Origin of the sequence: Mesorhizobium sp. C432A (assembly GCF_030323145.1) — a bacterium.
Taxonomy (GTDB): Bacteria; Pseudomonadota; Alphaproteobacteria; order Rhizobiales; family Rhizobiaceae; genus Mesorhizobium.
In genome coordinates this window covers 3,169,860-3,187,419 of the sequence record NZ_CP100470.1, presented here as the reverse complement: position 1 = coordinate 3,187,419, position 17,560 = coordinate 3,169,860, and the positions used below count along the sequence as shown (strand labels likewise).

The window sequence follows — 17,560 nt, the reverse complement described above, 5'->3', positions numbered from 1 at the left end:
TCAGAACGCCTGTCCGATCCCGGCATAGATGCCGAAACGCGGGTCGCCACGGTCGCGGTTGAGCGGCACGGCGGCGTCGATGCGCAGCGGCCCGAACGGCGTGATGTAGCGCAGGCCAACGCCCGCGCCGACCTTCACGTCTGAAAAGTCCGGCGTCGCTGTGGTCGAGACAGTGCCGGCGTCGACGAACGGCACGATGCCGATCGTGTCGGTCAGAGCAATGCGCATTTCGACCGATGTTTCGAAGAAGGAAAGCCCGCCGATCGGCTGATTGTCGATGTCCTTCGGTCCGATGCCCTGATAGGCATAGCCCCGCACCGAGCCGCCACCGCCGGAATAGAAGCGCCTGTCGGCTGGAACGTTCTGAAGGCCGGTGCCGACGATCGAACCCAGCGCGACGCGTTCGGCAAGCACGAATTTCGAGGCCGTGTCGAGCGACTGATAGGCCGACCCCTCGCCCCTGAGCTTGAGGAAGGCGGCGCCGCTCAGAATGTCGTAGCTCGGTTCGGCATAGGCCAGAACCCTGAAGCCGCTGGTCGGATTGAGCCGGTTGTCCCTGTTGTCATAGACATATTGCAGCGGAATGCTGGCGATCAGGTATTTGTGCTTGCCGAAGGCGTCCGTGATCCTGGAATAGTCGAGCGCGATTTCAGCCGAAACCGTCTGCTTCTTGTCGATCTCATAGGACAGGCCGGTGCTGCCCTTGACCGAGAAATGGTCGTAGGCATCGGGATGTTCGAGGACGGTCTTGACGCTGGCGATGAATTTCGAAGCCGGCCCGATCACGCCCGGCTTCTCGAACATGATGCCGGCATTGTAGTTGAGCTCGCTGAGATCGTTGCTGCCGATGCCGCTGATCTTGCCCTCGATGCGCAGCTTTTCGGCCCGGCCGAACAGATTTCGGTGGCCCCAATAGCCTTCCAGGCCTAGCCCTTCGGTGTTGGAGAAAGTGCCGCCGACGCCGAAATAGCGCGGTTTGCGCTCGCTGACCTGAACGCCGATCGGAATGTTGCCGTCGGCGTCGAGACTGTCGGCTTCCTTCAGCGTCACGCTGTTGAACACTTCGAGCCTCAGCAGCCGGTCGCGGGCATCGTCGATCTCGTCGGGCGAATATTGCCGGCCGCGTTTCAGCCCGGTCATATATTCGGTGAACTCGCGATCGACCTTCTCGGTGCCATCGACGGTGGTGTCGCCATAACCGGCAACCGGCCCGGCGGCCACCGTCAGCGTCACGTCGAGCGTCGAGGTGGTGTGCTCGGCCACGACCTGCCTGTCGGTGATCCGGGCCAGCGGCCGGCCCTCCTGCTTCAGCGCCCGCACGATCAGCGCCTCGGCCTTGAGCACGGCGCCCGAGCCGGCATCGCCGCCGGCTATCAGGCCGAAATCGGCGCTCGCCAGCCCGGCGGCATCGCCCTCCAGCCGAATATTGCCGAGCGTGAATTTGGGCCCGCTCGAGATGCTGATCACCACCGGGATCGGCTGCGGACCCGTAAATTCGGCATCGGGCGGCAAATCGTCGAGCGCCTTGCCCTGGATGGTGATGGTGACGACGCCTTCATAACGGGCGTCGGCATAAAGCGCGGCGACCAGCTGTTCGCGGTCGCTACGCGCCTTTGCCAAAAGGCCGAGCGAGCCGGAAACCGGGCGGTCTTCGTCGGATTTCAGCGACGAGGCGTTTTCGAGCTTCTTGACCAGGTCCTTGTCGGCATCGGGCGCTTCGATGGTCACCGCATAGCGCAGCGGGTCGACGATATCGGCGTCCTCGTCATTCGAAGAGCCCCACAATTTGATGCCGAAGAGCTCGAAGGCGGCCGCCGACCCCGATTCGGCAACGAGCACGGTCGAGCACGCCAACGCCACAATCAGCGCACGCGAAAGCGTGCGCCGTGGCGCACTTACCTTCGACATCTGCGCTTCATACGCCGGCATCAGGACAACCTAGGTTACAAAACTAAAATTGGAATGAAGTTTTGAAGCGCTCGTAAAGGGGCCACAATCCAATTGTCTGAAATAGGCAGGGCTTGGAATTCACACCTTCTGCGTTTTCGCAAGAAAGCGTGATCCCTTCCCGTGGATGAACTATCGGCATACCGGTCATTGGCCGGTTTGGGAACCGTTGGCGGGCGGAAACCTGCCCGTCCTCGTGTTGACAAGCTTGACTGAAGCTTGAACATGCCGCGGACGTAGCAGTGTCTGGAGGGTGTTATGGCGATGCGCGCGGCGGCTCGTGGTCTGTCGATCTTGATTCTTCTCATTTTCGGCTGGGGGTCTGTAGCGCAAGCGGCCGAAGCCCGCCGGGTGGTGACCTCAAATAATTCCGACTATTTCGGCTTCGATCTCAGATCGGACCAGAATGTCAGCCTCGATCAGTGCAAGACGACATGCCTCGGCGACCCCGCCTGCCGCGCCTTTACTTACAACAACAAGGCCAAATGGTGCTTCCTAAAATCCGACTATAACCAGTTGAAACCCTTCAGCGGCGCGGTCGCGGGCAAGGTCGTCAATGTCGATGGCGACCCCGATATCGGCGCCCCGCCGGAACTCGCCTTCTTCCCCAACTGGATGGCCGACCAGGCCCAGCAATACCGCAACAAGCTGACCGATCCGGCCTATGACAAGCCGACCGACGGGCTGGAATCACTCCGCGCCGCCGCCGAACAGGCTGCACTGACCGGCGACCATGGCCAGGCCATGAACAAATACGAGGCCGCGGTCTCGGTCCTGCCTGACGACGGCCAGCTTTGGCTCGGTCTGGCGCGTGAAACGCTTGCCATACAGCCGGCCAGCGGCACCTCCGAATCCTACAATCTGCCGGTCAAAGGCACCTCCGCCGCCATCAACGCCTACAAGTTGCTGCGCACCACCAAGACCCGCGCCGAAGTGCTGGCGCTGCTCGGCAACGGCCTCGACCGCCGCGATCTCTACCGTCCGGCCCTGCAGGCTTATGAAGCCAGCCTCGCGCTGGTCAGTTCGCCGGCGGTCAAGGCCGAATATGAGGATCTCAAGGCCCGCAAGGGCTTCCGCGTCATCGATCACTCGATCGACGCCGACACCAGCGCGCCGCGCATTTGCGCGCAGTTTTCCGAGGAGCTGGTCAAGACCGGCGTCGACTACGCCCAGTTCGTCACCGTCGACAACCAGCCGCCCAAGGGCGTCGAGGCCAAGGACAAGCAGATCTGCGTCGAAGGCCTGGAGCACGGCCAACATTACGAAGTGACCTTCCGCGCCGGTCTGCCGGCCGCCATTGGCGAGGTCACCGCCGCTCCGGTCGTGCTGTCGATCTATGTGCAGGATCGCGCGCCGTCCGCCCGCTTCACCGGCGACAGCTTCGTGCTGCCCGCCGGCGCCCGCCGCGGCATCCCGGTCGTCACCGTCAACATGAATGCCGCGCAGATGAAGCTCTACCGCATCGGCGATCGTTCGCTGGCGCAGCTTCTGTCCGGCTATCAGTTCCTGAAGCAGCTCGACGGCTATGATATCTCCAGCATTTCCGACCAGATGGGTGAGCCGGTCTGGCAGGGGCAGCTCGATATCGCCAACGACCTCAACAAGGACGTCACGACTTCGTTCCCGGTCGACGAAGCCTTGCCGCAGCGCAAGCCCGGCGTCTACGTGCTGACCGCGCAAGCGGTAAATGAAAATGACGAGGACAATTACAATTCGCTTGCCACGCAGTGGTTCGTCGTCTCCGACATCGGCCTGTCGACCTATACCGGCCAGGATGGCCTCAATGTCTTTGCCCGCTCGCTCGGAACCGCCAAGCCGATCGCCGGCGCCGAACTGACGCTGCTGGCCAGGAACAATGAAATCCTCGGCACAGCCACGTCGGACGCCGAAGGCCATGCTGTCTTCAACCCCGGCCTGACGCGCGGCGACGGCGGCATGGTGCCGGCCGTTCTGATGGCCAAGCGGGGCGACAACGATTTCGTCTTCCTCGACATGGGCCGCGCCGGCTTCGATCTGTCCGATCGCGGCGTCGCCGGACGCGCCGCACCGGGCGCGCTCGATGTCTATGCCTGGACCGAACGCGGCATCTACCGCGCCGGCGAGGATGTGCATGTCGCAGCCCTTGCCCGCGACGGCGCCTCCAAAGCGGTGGAAAACCTGCCGCTGACCTTCATCTTCACCCGTCCCGACGGCGTCGAGAACCGCCGCATCGTTGCCGATGGCGTCTCGGCCGGCGGCTATGCCGTCGACCTGCCGCTGGAAGCCAACGCCATGCGCGGCACCTGGACGGTGTCGATCTATACCGATCCCAAGCAGGCGGCCGTTTCCAGCCAGATGTTCCTGGTCGAAGACTTCGTGCCGGATCGCATCGAGTTCGACATGAAGTCCGACAAGCAGGAGATCGCCCAGGGCGAAACCGCCAACATCGACATTGACGGCCGCTTCCTCTATGGCGCGCCGGCCGCCGGCCTCGCGCTCGAAGGCGAGCTGACGCTGTCGACGGCGCGCGACTGGGACCGTTTCGCCGGCTATTCGTTCGGCCTTGCCGACGAGCAGTCGGCCGAGCCTTCGGTCACCCCGTTCACCGGTCTGCCGGTGGTCGGCGACGACGGCAAGGCGACCTTCCCGGTCACGGTCGACCAGTTGCCCGCGACCACCAAGCTGGTCGACGCCAAGGTCACGGTTCGCATGCGTGAAACCGGCGGCCGCGCCATCGAACGCTCGCTCAACATCGGCATCCGCCCGCAAGGCCACATGATCGGCATTCGTCCGGATTTCGCCGACAATGAGGTGCCGCAGGGCGGCACCGCCAAGTTCAGCCTCATCGCGGTCGACCCCGACGGCAAGCGCGAGACGCTGAAGGGCGCGCAGTGGTCGCTGGTCAAGGTCGAACGCAATTACCAGTGGTACCGCAACAACAACTCGTGGAACTACGAACCGGTCACCTTCACCAAGTCGATCGCCAACGGCCAGGTCGATCTCAGCGCCGATGCCGAGGCGACCGTGACGATGCCGGTCGACTGGGGCCAGTACCGGCTCGAGATCGAGACTGCCGATCCCGAGGGCCCGGCGACCAGCTATGAGTTCGACGCCGGCTGGTATGTCTCCTCGACCTCCACCGAAACGCCTGATGGGCTCGAGATCGCTCTCGACAAGGACAGCTATGCCGTCGGCGACGTGGCCAAGCTGAAAGTGTCGCCGCATTTTGCCGGCGAACTGCTGGTCACCATCGGCGCCGACAAGCTGCTCAAGACCGTCACGGCAACCATGCCGGCCGGCGGCAGCACGGTCGACATCCCGGTCGGTGACGACTGGGGCGCCGGCGCCTACATCACCGCAACCCTGTTCCGGCCCGGCGATGCGCAGGAAACCCGCATGCCGGCGCGCGCCATCGGCGTAAAATGGCTGACGGTCGACCCAGGCTCGAAAAAGCTCGCCGTCACCCTGACGCCGCCGGACAAGACGATGCCGCGCCAGCAGCTGTCGATCCCGGTTTCGGTCGCCGGCGTAGCGCCGGGCAGCAATGCCTATGTCACGGTCGCTGCCGTCGATGTCGGCATTTTGAACCTCACCAACTACAAGGCGCCGGATCCGGAGGGCTGGTATTTCGGCCAGCGCATGCTCGGGCTCGAAGTCCGCGACATCTATGGCCGTCTCATCGACGGCTCGCTCGGCACCACCGGCAAGCTCAGGACCGGCGGCGACGGCGCCTCGATGCAGCCGCAAGGCAGTCCGCCGACCGAAAAGCTGGTCGCCTTCTTCTCCGGCCCGGTCCAGCTCGACGCCGACGGCAAGGCGAGGATCGACTTCGACATCCCGCAGTTCAACGGCACCGTGCGCGTCATGGCCGTCGCCTGGACCAAGGAGGCCGTCGGCCATGCCACGACCGATGTCATCGTGCGCGATCCGGTGGTGATCACTGCCGGCCTGCCCCGCTTCCTGGCGCCTGGAGATGCAGCCATCATGCGGCTCGACGTCGCCGACACCGACGGTCCGGAGGGCGACTATGCCCTGTCGATCGCCACGACCGGCGACCTCTCGACCGGCGACAAGCCCTTGCCCGAAAAGCTGACGCTGGCCAAGGGCAAGCGCCAGACGCTGACCGTGCCGCTGATTGCACAGACGGCGGGCAATGCCTCGATCACCATCAAGCTCGCCCATGGCGACGGCACCGCCGTCGAGCAGACGCTGTATGTTCCGGTGCGTCCGGCGCAATTGCCGGTCACCACCCGTCTGGTCGTCGACCTCAAGGGCAATGGCGGCTCGCTGCGCGTCGACAAGGAGCTGCTCGCGGCAAGCCTGCTCGACGGCGCCTCGATCAGCGTCGGCGTTTCGCAGGCTGCGGCCTTCGACGTGCCGTCGCTGCTGATGACGCTCGACCGCTACCCCTATGGTTGCGCCGAGCAGACCACCAGCCGCGCCATGCCGCTTCTCTACGTCAACGATCTGGCGTCCGGCGTTGGCATGCAAAGCGATCCCGAACTGCACGGCCGCGTGCAGGCCGCCATCTACAAGGTGCTGAGCTACCAGGCTTCGGCCGGCAGCTTCGGCCTGTGGGGTCCGGGCTCCGGCGATCTGTGGCTCGACTCTTACGTCACCGACTTCCTGACCCGGGCGCGCGAGCAGAACTACGACGTGCCGGCCCTGGCGATGAGCCAGGCGCTGAGCAATCTGCAAAACTCGGTCGGTTACGACCAGGACGTCCAGGATCGCGGCAGCGAAATCGCCTACGCGCTCTATGTTCTGGCCCGCAACAAGAAGGCCTCGGTCGGCGATCTGCGCTACTACGCCGACACCAAGCTCGAAGCCTTCTCGAGCCCGATGGCCGTCGCCCAGTTGGCGGCGAGCCTGGCGCTCTACGGCGACGCGCAGCGTTCGGAAGCAACCTTCCAGACGGCGCTGCAGCTGGCCAAGTCGACCACCGAATACGACTACTACCGGTCCGACTATGGCTCGCGGCTGCGTGATGGCGCCGCGATCCTGGCGCTCGCCGCCGAATCGAAGCCGGTGCCGACCATCGTGCCGGAGCTGATCCGGCTGGTGGCAAGGGAACGCGCCGATGCCCGCTGGACCAGCACGCAGGACGAGTCCTGGATGCTTCTGGCGGCCCGCGCGCTGAAGTCGGGCAACGACTCGATCACGCTCTCGGTCAACGGCGCGCCGCATGCAGGTGGATATTCCAACCACCTCAGCGGCACCGACATTGCCGACAGCCCGCTGACCATCGCCAACACCGGCGCCACGCCGCTGCAGGCGGTCGTCACCACGGTCGCCTCGCCGGTAGAGCCCTTGCCGGCCGGCGGCGACGGCTTCACCATCGACCGCACCTACTACAAGCTCGATGGCACCGAAGCCAACGTCACCGAGGCGACGCAGAACGAACGCTACGTGGTCGTGCTCAAGGTTTACGAGCAGAACCGCTGGCCTTCGCGCCTGCTGATCACCGACCTGTTGCCGGCCGGCTTCGAGATCGACAATCCGGGCCTTGTCTCCAGCGCCCAATTGTCGAACTTCACCTGGCTGGCGCAAACGGACGCAGCCCATCTCGAATTCCGCGACGACCGTTTCGTCGCGGCATTCAATCCCAATGACGGCGATGGCGACCGCAACATCATGCTGGCCTACGTCGTGCGTGCGGTAACGCCGGGCACCTATGCCCATCCGGCAGCCACGGTGGAGGACATGTACCGGCCGCAATATTCGGCCCGCACCGCCACCGGCATGATGGAGATCAAGGCGCCGTAAGGCGCCTTGACGAAGATGAACACGCCGATGTCCGCGACCATCTCCTTCTCCCCGCTATGCGGAGAGAAGGAGCCGGCAGGCGGATGAAGGGCACCACCATGCTCTCCAGAAAATTTCTCCGTCGAACAGGCATCGCCGCCGCCTCCCTCGTCGGCTTTGCGGCGATCGCTGCCGCTTCTCTCTGGGAACTCGACCGCGCTTTTCCGCCGCCGCTGCCCGGAAGGCTCACCGTCTCCACCGAGGTCCAGGACCGCGACGGCCAGCTGTTGCGCGCCTTCGCCACGCCGGACGGTTACTGGCGGCTCGACACTCATCTCGACCAGGTCGACAAGCAGTTCGTCGACATGCTGGTCACCTATGAAGACAAGCGCTTCTGGGACCATGATGGCGTCGATGTGCTGGCGCTGGCGCGCGCCGCCGGCCAGTTCGCCACCAGCGGCCATATCGTCTCCGGCGGCTCGACCCTGTCGATGCAGCTTGCCCGGCTGATCGAGCCACGCGAAAACCGCAGCCTCGGCTCGAAGATCAAGCAGATGCTGCGTGCCATCCAGATCGAGCGGCGGCTGTCCAAGCAGGAGATCCTCGAACGCTACCTGACCTTGGCGCCCTATGGCGGCAATCTTGAAGGCGTGCGCGCCGCCTCGCTTGCCTATTTCGGCAAGGAGCCGAAGCGGCTGACGGTTTCGGAAGCAGCCCTCTTGGTGGCGCTGCCGCAATTGCCGGAAAAGCGCCGGCCCGACCGCAATCTCACCATTGCGCATGCCGCCCGTGACCGCGTGCTGACCCGCATGGTTTCGGCTGGCCTGCTTGGCGAGCGCGAGGCCGCGCGCGCCGCCCTCGACGATGTCTCGGGCCTGCGCCGCAAATTGCCGGCGCTGGCGCCGCACGCCGCCTACGCCATGCTGCCCAAGGCCGTGCCCGGCAAGCCACTGCAGCTTACGATCCGCAAAAGCGTCCAGCAAGGGCTGGAACAGGTGGCGCGCGATGCCGCGATCAAGCTTGGCCCGCGCCTGTCAGTCGCCATGGTGATGGCGGACGCACGCACCGGCGACATTCTTGGCGAAGTCGGCTCGGCCGATTTCTTCGATGCCAGCCGCTCCGGCTGGATCGACATGACCAGGATCGTGCGTTCGCCCGGTTCGACGCTGAAGCCGTTCATCTATGGCCTCGCCTTCGAGCAAGGGCTGGTGGCGCAGGAAATGCTGATCGAGGACAGTCCGGTCGATTTCGGCGGCTACCGGCCAAAGAATTTCGACATGGGCTATCAGGGGGATGTCTCGATCCGCCAGGCGCTGCAGCTGTCGCTCAACGTTCCGGCGATCCGCGTGCTCGACTCGGTCGGCCCGGCACGGCTGATGGCGCGCTTCCGCCAGGCCGGCGTCAGCCCCGTGCTACCGGTCAACGAGGCGCCGGGCCTCGCCATCGGCCTCGGAGGCGTCGGCGTAACGCTGCGCGATCTCGTCCAGCTCTATACCGGCCTCGCCAATGGCGGCAAGGCAAACACGCTCCATGACGGCACCGAGCCGGCCAACGACGAGCGCGCCACCGCCACCATCCTCGACGCCCAGGCGAACTGGCAGATCACCGACATATTGTCGGGCGTAAAGCCGCCCGAGGGCGCCTTGCAGCGCGGCATCGCCTACAAGACCGGCACGTCCTACGGCTATCGCGATGCCTGGTCGGTCGGCTTCGACGGCCGCTACGTGCTGGGTGTGTGGGTCGGCCGCGCCGATGCCGGTGCGGTGCCCGGCCTGTCCGGCTATGTCTCAGCCGCCCCCATCCTGTTCGAGGGCTTCGTCCGCTCCGGCCTCACCGCCGTCCCGTTGCCCAGCCAGCCGGCCGGTGTCCTCAAGGCCAGGCGCGAAGACCTGCCGGTGACATTGGGGCGCTTCGGCGCCGGCGCCGACGGACTGGTGCAGGCAGGCCCGACGGAACCGGCGCCAACGATCATTTTCCCGCCCAACGGCGCCCTCGTCGATCTCGCCACCAATTCCGCCGAGGCCTCGCCGCTGGTGCTGAAACTGCAAGGCGGCCGCGCGCCGTTCCGCTGGCTGGCCAATGGCAAGCCTCTCGTCGGCATCGACCGCCGCCGCACTGCGACCTGGCTGCCCGACGGCGCCGGCTATTCGACGCTCACCGTCATCGACGCCGTGGGACGCGCGGCAAGCGTGAAGGTGTTCGTTGAATAGATGGCGCCAAGCGATTCAGGGGATTGGGCTTCTTCGCCCGAGACCCGGCGCGAGGCACCCCCCTCTGGCCTGCCGGCCATCTCCCCCGCAAGGAGGGAGATTGGCAGCTTCGGCGCCGCGCTCATTCAGCAACGTTGAAAATTGGCGAAAGCCGCAGCGACACCTGATCTCCCCCCTTGCGGGGGAGATGGCCGGCAGGCCAGAGGGGGGTGTGCCGAAGCGCTTGCATCGAGGATTGGCCTTAGCCCTATCCATGTTCGTTTCGACTTGCTCCCCCGCCGCCGCCGATCCCCTGCCCGCCGGCTTCGTCCGCCTGGCCGATGTCGATCCCTCGATCCGCCAGGACATCCGCTATGCCGGCCTGGAAAACTTCCTGCATCGCAAGGCCGACGGCTATGACGCGCCGGTCTGCATACTCACGAAGCAAGCTGCGCAAGCGCTGTCCGGTGTGCAGAAAGCGCTCGCCGCCGATGGCCTGACGCTGGTCGTCTTCGACTGCTACCGCCCGGCCCGCGCCGTTGCCGACATGGGCAAATGGACCAGAGAGGGCGGCCCGCCCGATCCGCAATGGTACCCTCAGGTGCAGCGCGGCGACCTCATCGCCAAGGGCTATATGGGCGAATTGTCCACCCATTCGCGCGGCTCGACCGTCGATGTCGCCATCGCCCGCAGCGACGGCAAGAACAAGTCATCCGCCGCTTGCGGCGCGGCCGGCGCCGGCACGCTCGGTTTCGGCACCAGCTTCGACTGTTTCGACCCGGCAAGCGAAACCGCCCATCGCCCATTGGCGGCAGAAGCGGCGGCAAACCGCAAAAGGCTGCTCGACGCCATGCGCGCCGGCGGCTTCAAGAATTATGCGCGCGAGTGGTGGCACTACACGCTTCGGGATGAGCCGTATCCAAAGCTGCGCTTCGATTTTCCCATCACTGCGGGCTGAACCGCCCGGTGCTACACCGAGCCTTCCCTCGCTCGGCCTTGCTTCTGCGCTGTCAGCTCCTAGATAGCGTCAAACCGGCCGGATTCGGGTTAGACCAATATGAGGAAAATATTTCCTTCCGAAACCCAATATCGGCGAAAATTTCCTTCGGGGGACAAAAAATGCAACGTTGAATGCATCTAATTTCTATCAATTCGATAGAGTTCAGCCGTCATCAACGGAGGCGGAAATGACCAAACCTCATTTCAAGAAACTGCTCGGCGCACTGGTCGCCACATCGATCCAGTTCGGCACGCTCGGTTTCGCGTTTGCCGATACGACCATTCTGAACGTGTCCTACGACCCGACACGCGAACTCTACAAGGCCTATGACGAAGCCTTCGTCGCACACTGGAAGGCCGAGACCGGCGAGACGGTCACCATCCAGCAATCGCATGGCGGCTCCGGCGCCCAGGCCCGCGCCGTGATCGACGGCCTCGATGCCGATGTGGTGACGCTGGCGCTCGAAGGCGACATCAACGCCATCGTCACCAAGTCGAAGAAGATCAACCCGGACTGGCGCAAGAAGTTCGAGAACAATTCGGCGCCGTACACCTCGACCATCATCTTCCTGGTCCGCAAGGGCAACCCGAAGGGCATCCACGACTGGAGCGATCTGGTCAAGGACGGTGTCCAGGTGATCACGCCGAACCCGAAGACGTCGGGTGGCGCCCGCTGGAACTACCTTGCCGCCTGGGCCTATGCCAACGCCAATGATGGCGGCGACGAGGCCAAGAACAAGGAATTCGTCGGCAAGCTCTACGCCAATGCTCCGGTGCTCGACACCGGTGCGCGCGGCTCGACGGTCACCTTCGCGCAAAAGGGCATCGGCGACGTGCTGATCGGCTGGGAAAACGACGCCTATCTGGCGCTCAATGAATTCGGAGCCGACAATTTCGAGATCGTCTATCCCCCGACCTCGATCCTGGCCGAGCCGCCGGTGGCGATCGTCGACGCCAATGTCGATGCCAAGGGCACCCGCAAGGTCGCCGAAGCCTATCTCGGCTGGCTCTATTCCAAGGAAGCCCAGACGATCATCGCCAAGAACCACTATCGTCCGGCCAAGCCCGAGCTGGTGGATGCGGCTGACATTCCGAAGACGCCCGAAATCAAGCTGATCTCCATCGACGATCCGCTTTTTGGCGGCTGGAAGAAGGCACAGCCTTATCATTTCGGCGATGGTGGTATATTCGACCAGATCTACAAGCCGGCCCAGTAGGATTTAGATCAGGACGACATGACCATAGCACCCGCCAAGGCGGGGTGGCGATTCAGACAGCCGAGTGTCATTCCGGGTTTCGGATTGACGCTCGGCTTCTCGCTTGCCTACCTCACGCTCATCATCCTCATCCCCCTGTCGGGCCTGATCTGGCGCTCGGCAGCCCTCGGCTGGACCGATTTCTGGGCGATCGCCACCGACCGCCGGACCATCAACGCACTCGAAATCAGCTTCGGCACAGCCTTCATCGCAGCCGCCGTCAACGTCGTCTTCGGCACGCTCGTCGCCTGGGTGCTGGTGCGCTACCGCTTCCCCGGCCGCCGCGTCGTCGACGCCATGGTCGACCTGCCCTTCGCGCTGCCGACCGCGGTCGCGGGCATTGCGCTGACCACTCTTTATGCGCCCAATGGCTGGATCGGCCATCTCCTGGCGCCGCTCGGCATCAAGGTCGCGTACACGCCGCTCGGCATTGTCGTGGCGCTTGTCTTCATCGGCCTGCCGTTTGTCGTGCGCACGGTGCAGCCGATCATGGAGGAGATCGACAAGGAAGTGGAGGAAGCCGCCGCGACGCTCGGCGCCAACCGCTTCCAGATCATCACCCGCATCCTGTTTCCCGGCCTGGCGCCGGCCATCATCACCGGCTTCTCACTCGCCTTCGCGCGCGGCGTCGGCGAATACGGCTCGGTCATCTTCATCGCCGGCAACCTTCCCTACAAGTCGGAGATCGCACCGCTTCTGATCGTCATCCGGCTCGAGGAGTACAATTATCCGGCGGCCACCGCGATCGCGGCGATCATGCTTTTGCTGTCGTTCGTGATGCTGCTGGTCATCAACCTGGCGCAGTCATGGAGTCGCAAGCGCTATGGCTGACCCCGAGATCAAATCCTACGAACCGCATCACGAGAGCCGGTCGGCGGCGGTGACCGAAAGCCGGCCGGTGCGGCTGCTGCTGATGGCGGTGGCCTTCGCCTTCCTCGCCATCTTCCTGCTGCTGCCGCTGATCATCGTCTTCCACGAGGCGCTGGCGAAAGGCATTGGCGCCTACACGGAATCGCTCTCCAATCCCGATACGCGCTCGGCGATCCGGCTGACTCTGCTGGTGGCGGTGATCGCCGTGCCGCTCAACGTCGTCTTCGGCATTTCGGCTGCCTGGGCGATCGCCAAGTTCGAGTTCAAGGGCAAGGCTTTTCTAACCACGCTGATCGACCTGCCCTTCTCGGTCTCGCCGGTCATTTCCGGCCTGGTCTATGTGCTTTTGTTTGGCGCTCAGGGACTGTTCGGTGAATGGCTGAAGGCGCACGGCATCCAGATCCTTTTCGCCGTGCCCGGCATCGTGCTCGCGACCATCTTCGTTACCTTCCCCTTCGTTGCCCGCGAACTGATCCCGCTGATGCAGGAACAGGGCAACGGCGACGAGGAAGCCGCGCTCTCTCTGGGCGCCAATGGCTGGCAGACCTTTTGGTACGTGACGCTGCCCAACGTCAAATGGGGATTGCTCTACGGCGTGCTTCTGTGCAACGCCCGCTCGATGGGCGAATTCGGCGCGGTGTCGGTCGTGTCGGGCCACATACGCGGGCTGACCAACACCATGCCGTTGCATGTCGAAATCCTCTACAACGAGTACAACGCCGTCGGCGCTTTTGCCGTCGCTTCGCTGCTTGCCGGCCTGGCGCTGGTCACGCTGGTCTTGAAAACACTTCTTGAGATGCGCTACGGCGCCGAGATCGCCGCGACGCGCGGACATTAGATGCATGTCGCCCAAAAGTGTGAAGCGGTTTTGGGATAACGACATGCATCCACTAAAAAGGGACATTTGATGGAAGTTCGCGTTGCCAACGTACGCAAGGAGTTTGACCGGTTTCCGGCCCTCCATGACGTATCGCTTGACATCAAATCGGGTGAGCTGATCGCGCTGCTTGGGCCATCCGGCTCCGGCAAGACGACGCTGCTGAGGCTTATCGCCGGCCTGGAGCGGCCGACGCGCGGAAAGATCTTCTTCGGCGACGAGGACGCCTCGCACCGCTCGATCCAGGAGCGCAATGTCGGCTTCGTCTTCCAGCACTATGCGCTCTTCCGGCACATGACGGTCGCCGACAATATCGGCTTCGGCCTCAAGGTGCGGCATGGACCGTCGCGACCACCGGCGGCCGAAATCCGCCGACGCGCCTCCGAACTGCTCGATCTCGTTCAGCTTTCCGGCCTGGAAAAGCGCTATCCGGCGCAACTTTCGGGTGGCCAGCGCCAGCGCGTGGCGCTCGCCCGGGCCATGGCCATCGAGCCCAAGGTGCTGTTGCTCGACGAGCCGTTCGGCGCGCTCGATGCGCAGGTGCGCCGGGAACTGCGCCGCTGGCTGCGCGAGATCCATGACCGTACCGGCCACACCACCGTCTTCGTCACCCACGACCAGGAAGAGGCGCTCGAGCTTGCCGACCGCGTCGTGGTGATGAGCCAGGGGCGCATCGAGCAGGTCGGCTCCGCCGACGAGATCTACGACACGCCGAACTCGCCCTTCGTCTACTCCTTCATCGGCGAATCGAGCATGCTGCCGGTCAAGGTTGAGAATGGCGAGATCTGGCTCGCCGACCGTCCGATCGGCGTGTCGGCGCCGCACGCACCCGAGGGCGATGCGACGCTGTACTTCCGCCCGCACGATATCGAACTGCTCGACGGCTGCAGCGGCTGCATCGCCGGCACGGTCGCCGCCAGCCGCCGCGTCGCCGGCACAAGACGCGTCGAACTGGAAATCGGCGGCGAGCGCCAGCGCGTCGAGATCGAACTGCCTGTGGACCATCCTGCGGCGCAGAAGAGCCGGGTGGCGTTCAGGCCGAGGCGCTGGAAGCTTTTCCCGGCGGCATAGACATCGATCCGGCGCTACTCCAGCCAGTTCTCGACCGTCAGGCCCTTGATCCGACGGAACTCAGCGGTGTTGGCCGTCACCAGTGTCGTCCCCAACACACAGGCATGGGCAGCAATGAAAAGATCATTGTGGCCGATTGGCTGGCCTCTGGCCTCCAGCTCGGCACGAAGTGCTCCGTATTCGTTATCCATCGGCACATCGAGCGGCAACACAGGAACCTCGGCGAGCAATTGCTCGACCTTGGCGAGCAGCTTGGCCGATCTCTTGCGGGCGCAGCCATAACGCAGCTCCGAGGCGACAACGATGCTGGTGCACAGGGCACCGTCTCCCGCGCGAACCGCCGCACTGGCAGCCTTGCCGGTAGGGTTTCGGATCATGTCGCTGAGAATGTTGGTGTCCAGCATGAACCGCATCAAAAGATATCCTCAGGCCCCACGGGCGCATCATGGATCTCGGGAAAGTCGTCTTCAGGACCAAGCGGCGGCTCTTTCGCCCATTGGGTGAGCAAGGCGGTGAGGCCTGGTTGACGGACCGGCTCGATGATCAGCCGGTCGCCATCGCGGCTGATCAGGACCTTCTCGCCAGGCAGCTCGAATTCGACAGGGATGCGAACCGCCTGACTGCGGTTGTTGCGAAACAACTTCGCCTCCCTGGGGGGTGGTATTGAGTGACGGTGCTGCGGCATGGCAGCCTCCCCTGTCTGTTCCACTTGTATATGCCATTTGTATATGCCACTCGGCCTCGAATTGCAAACCACAGAAAACCCCAACGCATCGGCATTTCGGCTGGAATGAAATTTCGCCGATAACCTGCTTCAGCGATTTCTTTTTCGCTGCAACGCCATACGTCTGCCCCGTGTGCCTCGCAGTACACCCTCCGGCCCGGCTATGTTCTGGCAACGCATTGCACATCGGAGCCTGTGTTCATGAAGCGATTTTTCCTCAGCGTCGCCACTGTCGCCGGCCTGATCCTCGCCTGTTCGCAGGCCTGGTCGGCCGACAAATTGCTCAACGCTTCCTATGATGTCGGCCGCGAATTGTTCGCCCAGGTGAACAAGGCTTTCGTCGCCGGCCATCCGGGCGTCACCGTCGACCAGTCCCACGCCGGCACCTCGGCGCAGGCGCGCGCCATTGCCGAAGGCCTCGGCGCCGATGTCGTCACCTTCAACCAGGTCACCGACATCGACTTTCTGGTCAAGAAAGGCCTCGTCTCCGCCGACTGGCAGAAGGATTTCCCCGACAACGCCTCGCCCTTCTATTCGCTCCCATCCTTTCTCGTCCGCGCGGGCAACCCCAAGCACATCAAGGACTGGAACGACCTCGTGCGCGACGACGTGCAGGTGATCTTCCCCAACCCCAAGACCTCGGGCAATGCGCGCTACACCTATCTGGCCGCAACCGCCTACGCCAAGGAAGCCTTCAAGGGAGACGACGCCAAGGTGAAGGAGTTCGTCACCAAGCTGTTCAACAACGTGCCGATCTTCGACACCGGCGGGCGCGCCGCCACCACCACCTTCGTGCAACGCGAGATCGGCGACGTGCTGATCACCTTCGAGTCGGAAACGCGCGGCATCCGCAAGGAGTATGGCAACGACAAGTTCGAACAGGTCACGCCAACGGTCAGCCTGCTCGCCGAATTCCCGGTGGCGATCGTCGACAAGGTCGCCGACGAGCACGGCAGCCGTGACCTCGCCAAGACCTATCTCGATTTCCTCTACACGCCCGAGGGCCAGACCATCGCGGCTGAAAATGGCCTGCGCGCCCGCAACGCTGAAGTCGCGGCAAAATACAAGGCCGACTTCCCCGATGTCCGCCTGCTGACTGTGGAAGACGTCTTCGGCGGCTGGGACAAGGTACAGAAGGAGCACTTCGCCGCCGGCGGTCTGCTCGACCAGACCTATGGCAGCCGCTGATATCAGCAGCGTTCGACCTCACCTCACAAGAAAGCCGGCGCTTTGCCGCCTTCTTCGTTTTCGCGCGCCGACAAACGGCTTCAGGCGGAATCTGTCGCGATCGGTGAAAAACGTTACAAAGAATCAACGCCTTTGTGCCCAACGTGCAATCGGGCGGCTTGTTCTACGCGAAACCGGGTTGTTCAGGCGAAACGTCATGATTTGCACACAAACAACCGCCAGATGCGGGTGGTTGGGGTTTTCATGAACTGAAGCGGGCATGCTTACCAAAAAAGGCAAATACGGCCTCAAGGCCCTCGTGCATCTTTCCGGCCTGCCGGTCGGCCAGCTTGCATTCGTCAATGACATCGCGATCGCCAACAACATCCCGAAGAAATTCCTGGATGCCATTCTGGGCGAGCTGCGCAATGCCGGTTTCGTCCTCAGTCGCAAGGGCAAGGAAGGCGGTTATCGCCTCGCCCGGCCGGCTTCCGAAATCAAGATCGGCCACGTCGTGCGCGTGCTGGACGGCCCGCTCGCTCCCATACCCTGCGCCAGCCGCACGCAATACCAGCGCTGCGAGGATTGCGACGAGGCGACCTGCCAAGTCCGGCACATGATGCTGGAAGTGCGCCAGGCGATCGCCGAAGTGCTGGACAATCGCAGCCTCGCCGCCATGCGCGACGCCGACAATGATGATTTTCCGGTCGAGCTGACATCGCAGATCTAAATTAGA

General features: G+C 63.8%; 12 protein-coding genes. 9 read left to right on the top strand and 3 right to left on the bottom strand.

Features of this window, described 5'->3' with window-relative positions; translation table 11 throughout:
- Window positions 1-1,929 carry an autotransporter assembly complex protein TamA gene (locus NLY33_RS15400; protein WP_023709596.1) on the bottom strand — a complete coding sequence of 643 codons (1,929 nt, stop codon included), beginning with the start codon at window positions 1,927-1,929 and terminating at the stop codon, window positions 1-3.
- 276 nt (window positions 1,930-2,205) lie between these two features.
- Here NLY33_RS15400 and NLY33_RS15395 point away from each other — a divergent pair, with 276 nt between their 5' ends.
- The 7 genes from NLY33_RS15395 (at window position 2,206) to NLY33_RS15365 (ending at window position 14,933) form a co-directional block, all read left to right on the top strand.
- A complete protein-coding gene (locus NLY33_RS15395) occupies window positions 2,206-7,692 on the top strand; it encodes an alpha-2-macroglobulin family protein (protein ID WP_023709597.1) in 5,487 nt (1,828 codons plus the stop codon).
- Window positions 7,693-7,775: 83 nt separating this feature from the next.
- On the top strand, window positions 7,776-9,881 hold the full coding sequence (gene pbpC / locus NLY33_RS15390) for a penicillin-binding protein 1C (protein WP_031196385.1): 2,106 nt from the start codon (window positions 7,776-7,778) through the stop codon (window positions 9,879-9,881).
- 253 nt (window positions 9,882-10,134) lie between these two features.
- Window positions 10,135-10,818: a M15 family metallopeptidase gene (locus NLY33_RS15385; RefSeq protein ID WP_023687974.1), complete on the top strand. Its 684-nt coding sequence runs from the start codon at window positions 10,135-10,137 to the stop codon at window positions 10,816-10,818.
- 229 nt (window positions 10,819-11,047) lie between these two features.
- Complete coding sequence (locus tag NLY33_RS15380) at window positions 11,048-12,076, top strand: sulfate ABC transporter substrate-binding protein (RefSeq protein ID WP_023673082.1); 1,029 nt, start codon at window positions 11,048-11,050, stop codon at window positions 12,074-12,076.
- A gap of 18 nt (window positions 12,077-12,094) precedes the next feature.
- Complete coding sequence (gene cysT, locus NLY33_RS15375; RefSeq protein WP_023687973.1) at window positions 12,095-12,946, top strand: sulfate ABC transporter permease subunit CysT; 852 nt, start codon at window positions 12,095-12,097, stop codon at window positions 12,944-12,946.
- Complete coding sequence (gene cysW, locus NLY33_RS15370) at window positions 12,939-13,823, top strand: sulfate ABC transporter permease subunit CysW (RefSeq protein WP_023690809.1); 885 nt, start codon at window positions 12,939-12,941, stop codon at window positions 13,821-13,823. The genes cysT and cysW overlap by 8 nt, the downstream gene beginning before the upstream one ends.
- Before the next feature lie 69 nt (window positions 13,824-13,892).
- Window positions 13,893-14,933 (top strand): sulfate/molybdate ABC transporter ATP-binding protein, encoded by a 1,041-nt coding sequence (locus tag NLY33_RS15365; RefSeq protein ID WP_023673079.1) that lies wholly within the window; start codon window positions 13,893-13,895, stop codon window positions 14,931-14,933.
- Window positions 14,934-14,947: 14 nt separating this feature from the next.
- Here NLY33_RS15365 and NLY33_RS15360 read toward each other — a convergent pair whose 3' ends face one another.
- Complete coding sequence (locus NLY33_RS15360; protein ID WP_023705604.1) at window positions 14,948-15,346, bottom strand: type II toxin-antitoxin system VapC family toxin; 399 nt, start codon at window positions 15,344-15,346, stop codon at window positions 14,948-14,950.
- Window positions 15,346-15,618 (bottom strand): AbrB/MazE/SpoVT family DNA-binding domain-containing protein, encoded by a 273-nt coding sequence (locus tag NLY33_RS15355; RefSeq protein WP_023682213.1) that lies wholly within the window; start codon window positions 15,616-15,618, stop codon window positions 15,346-15,348. The genes NLY33_RS15360 and NLY33_RS15355 overlap by 1 nt, the downstream gene beginning before the upstream one ends.
- Window positions 15,619-15,858: 240 nt before the next feature.
- Here NLY33_RS15355 and NLY33_RS15350 point away from each other — a divergent pair, with 240 nt between their 5' ends.
- Both NLY33_RS15350 and NLY33_RS15345 read left to right on the top strand, forming a co-directional pair.
- Window positions 15,859-16,845: a sulfate ABC transporter substrate-binding protein gene (locus NLY33_RS15350; protein WP_023707711.1), complete on the top strand. Its 987-nt coding sequence runs from the start codon at window positions 15,859-15,861 to the stop codon at window positions 16,843-16,845.
- A gap of 259 nt (window positions 16,846-17,104) precedes the next feature.
- Complete coding sequence (locus NLY33_RS15345; protein WP_023673075.1) at window positions 17,105-17,554, top strand: RrF2 family transcriptional regulator; 450 nt, start codon at window positions 17,105-17,107, stop codon at window positions 17,552-17,554.
- The last annotated feature ends 6 nt before the right edge of the window (window positions 17,555-17,560 follow it).

Excerpts from the sequence above, each read along its gene's own strand:
- NLY33_RS15400 (WP_023709596.1), bottom strand. The coding sequence starts at position 1,929 with ATGCCGGCGTATGAAGCGCAGATGTCGAAGGTAAGTGCGCCACGGCGC.
- cysW (WP_023690809.1), top strand. The coding sequence starts at position 12,939 with ATGGCTGACCCCGAGATCAAATCCTACGAACCGCATCACGAGAGCCGG.
- NLY33_RS15355 (WP_023682213.1), bottom strand. The coding sequence starts at position 15,618 with ATGCCGCAGCACCGTCACTCAATACCACCCCCCAGGGAGGCGAAGTTG.
- NLY33_RS15385 (WP_023687974.1), top strand. The coding sequence starts at position 10,135 with ATGTTCGTTTCGACTTGCTCCCCCGCCGCCGCCGATCCCCTGCCCGCC.
- cysT (WP_023687973.1), top strand. The coding sequence starts at position 12,095 with ATGACCATAGCACCCGCCAAGGCGGGGTGGCGATTCAGACAGCCGAGT.
- NLY33_RS15345 (WP_023673075.1), top strand. The coding sequence starts at position 17,105 with ATGCTTACCAAAAAAGGCAAATACGGCCTCAAGGCCCTCGTGCATCTT.
- NLY33_RS15395 (WP_023709597.1), top strand. The coding sequence starts at position 2,206 with ATGGCGATGCGCGCGGCGGCTCGTGGTCTGTCGATCTTGATTCTTCTC.
- NLY33_RS15360 (WP_023705604.1), bottom strand. The coding sequence starts at position 15,346 with ATGCGGTTCATGCTGGACACCAACATTCTCAGCGACATGATCCGAAAC.
- NLY33_RS15365 (WP_023673079.1), top strand. The coding sequence starts at position 13,893 with ATGGAAGTTCGCGTTGCCAACGTACGCAAGGAGTTTGACCGGTTTCCG.
- NLY33_RS15380 (WP_023673082.1), top strand. The coding sequence starts at position 11,048 with ATGACCAAACCTCATTTCAAGAAACTGCTCGGCGCACTGGTCGCCACA.
- pbpC (WP_031196385.1), top strand. The coding sequence starts at position 7,776 with ATGAAGGGCACCACCATGCTCTCCAGAAAATTTCTCCGTCGAACAGGC.
- NLY33_RS15350 (WP_023707711.1), top strand. The coding sequence starts at position 15,859 with ATGAAGCGATTTTTCCTCAGCGTCGCCACTGTCGCCGGCCTGATCCTC.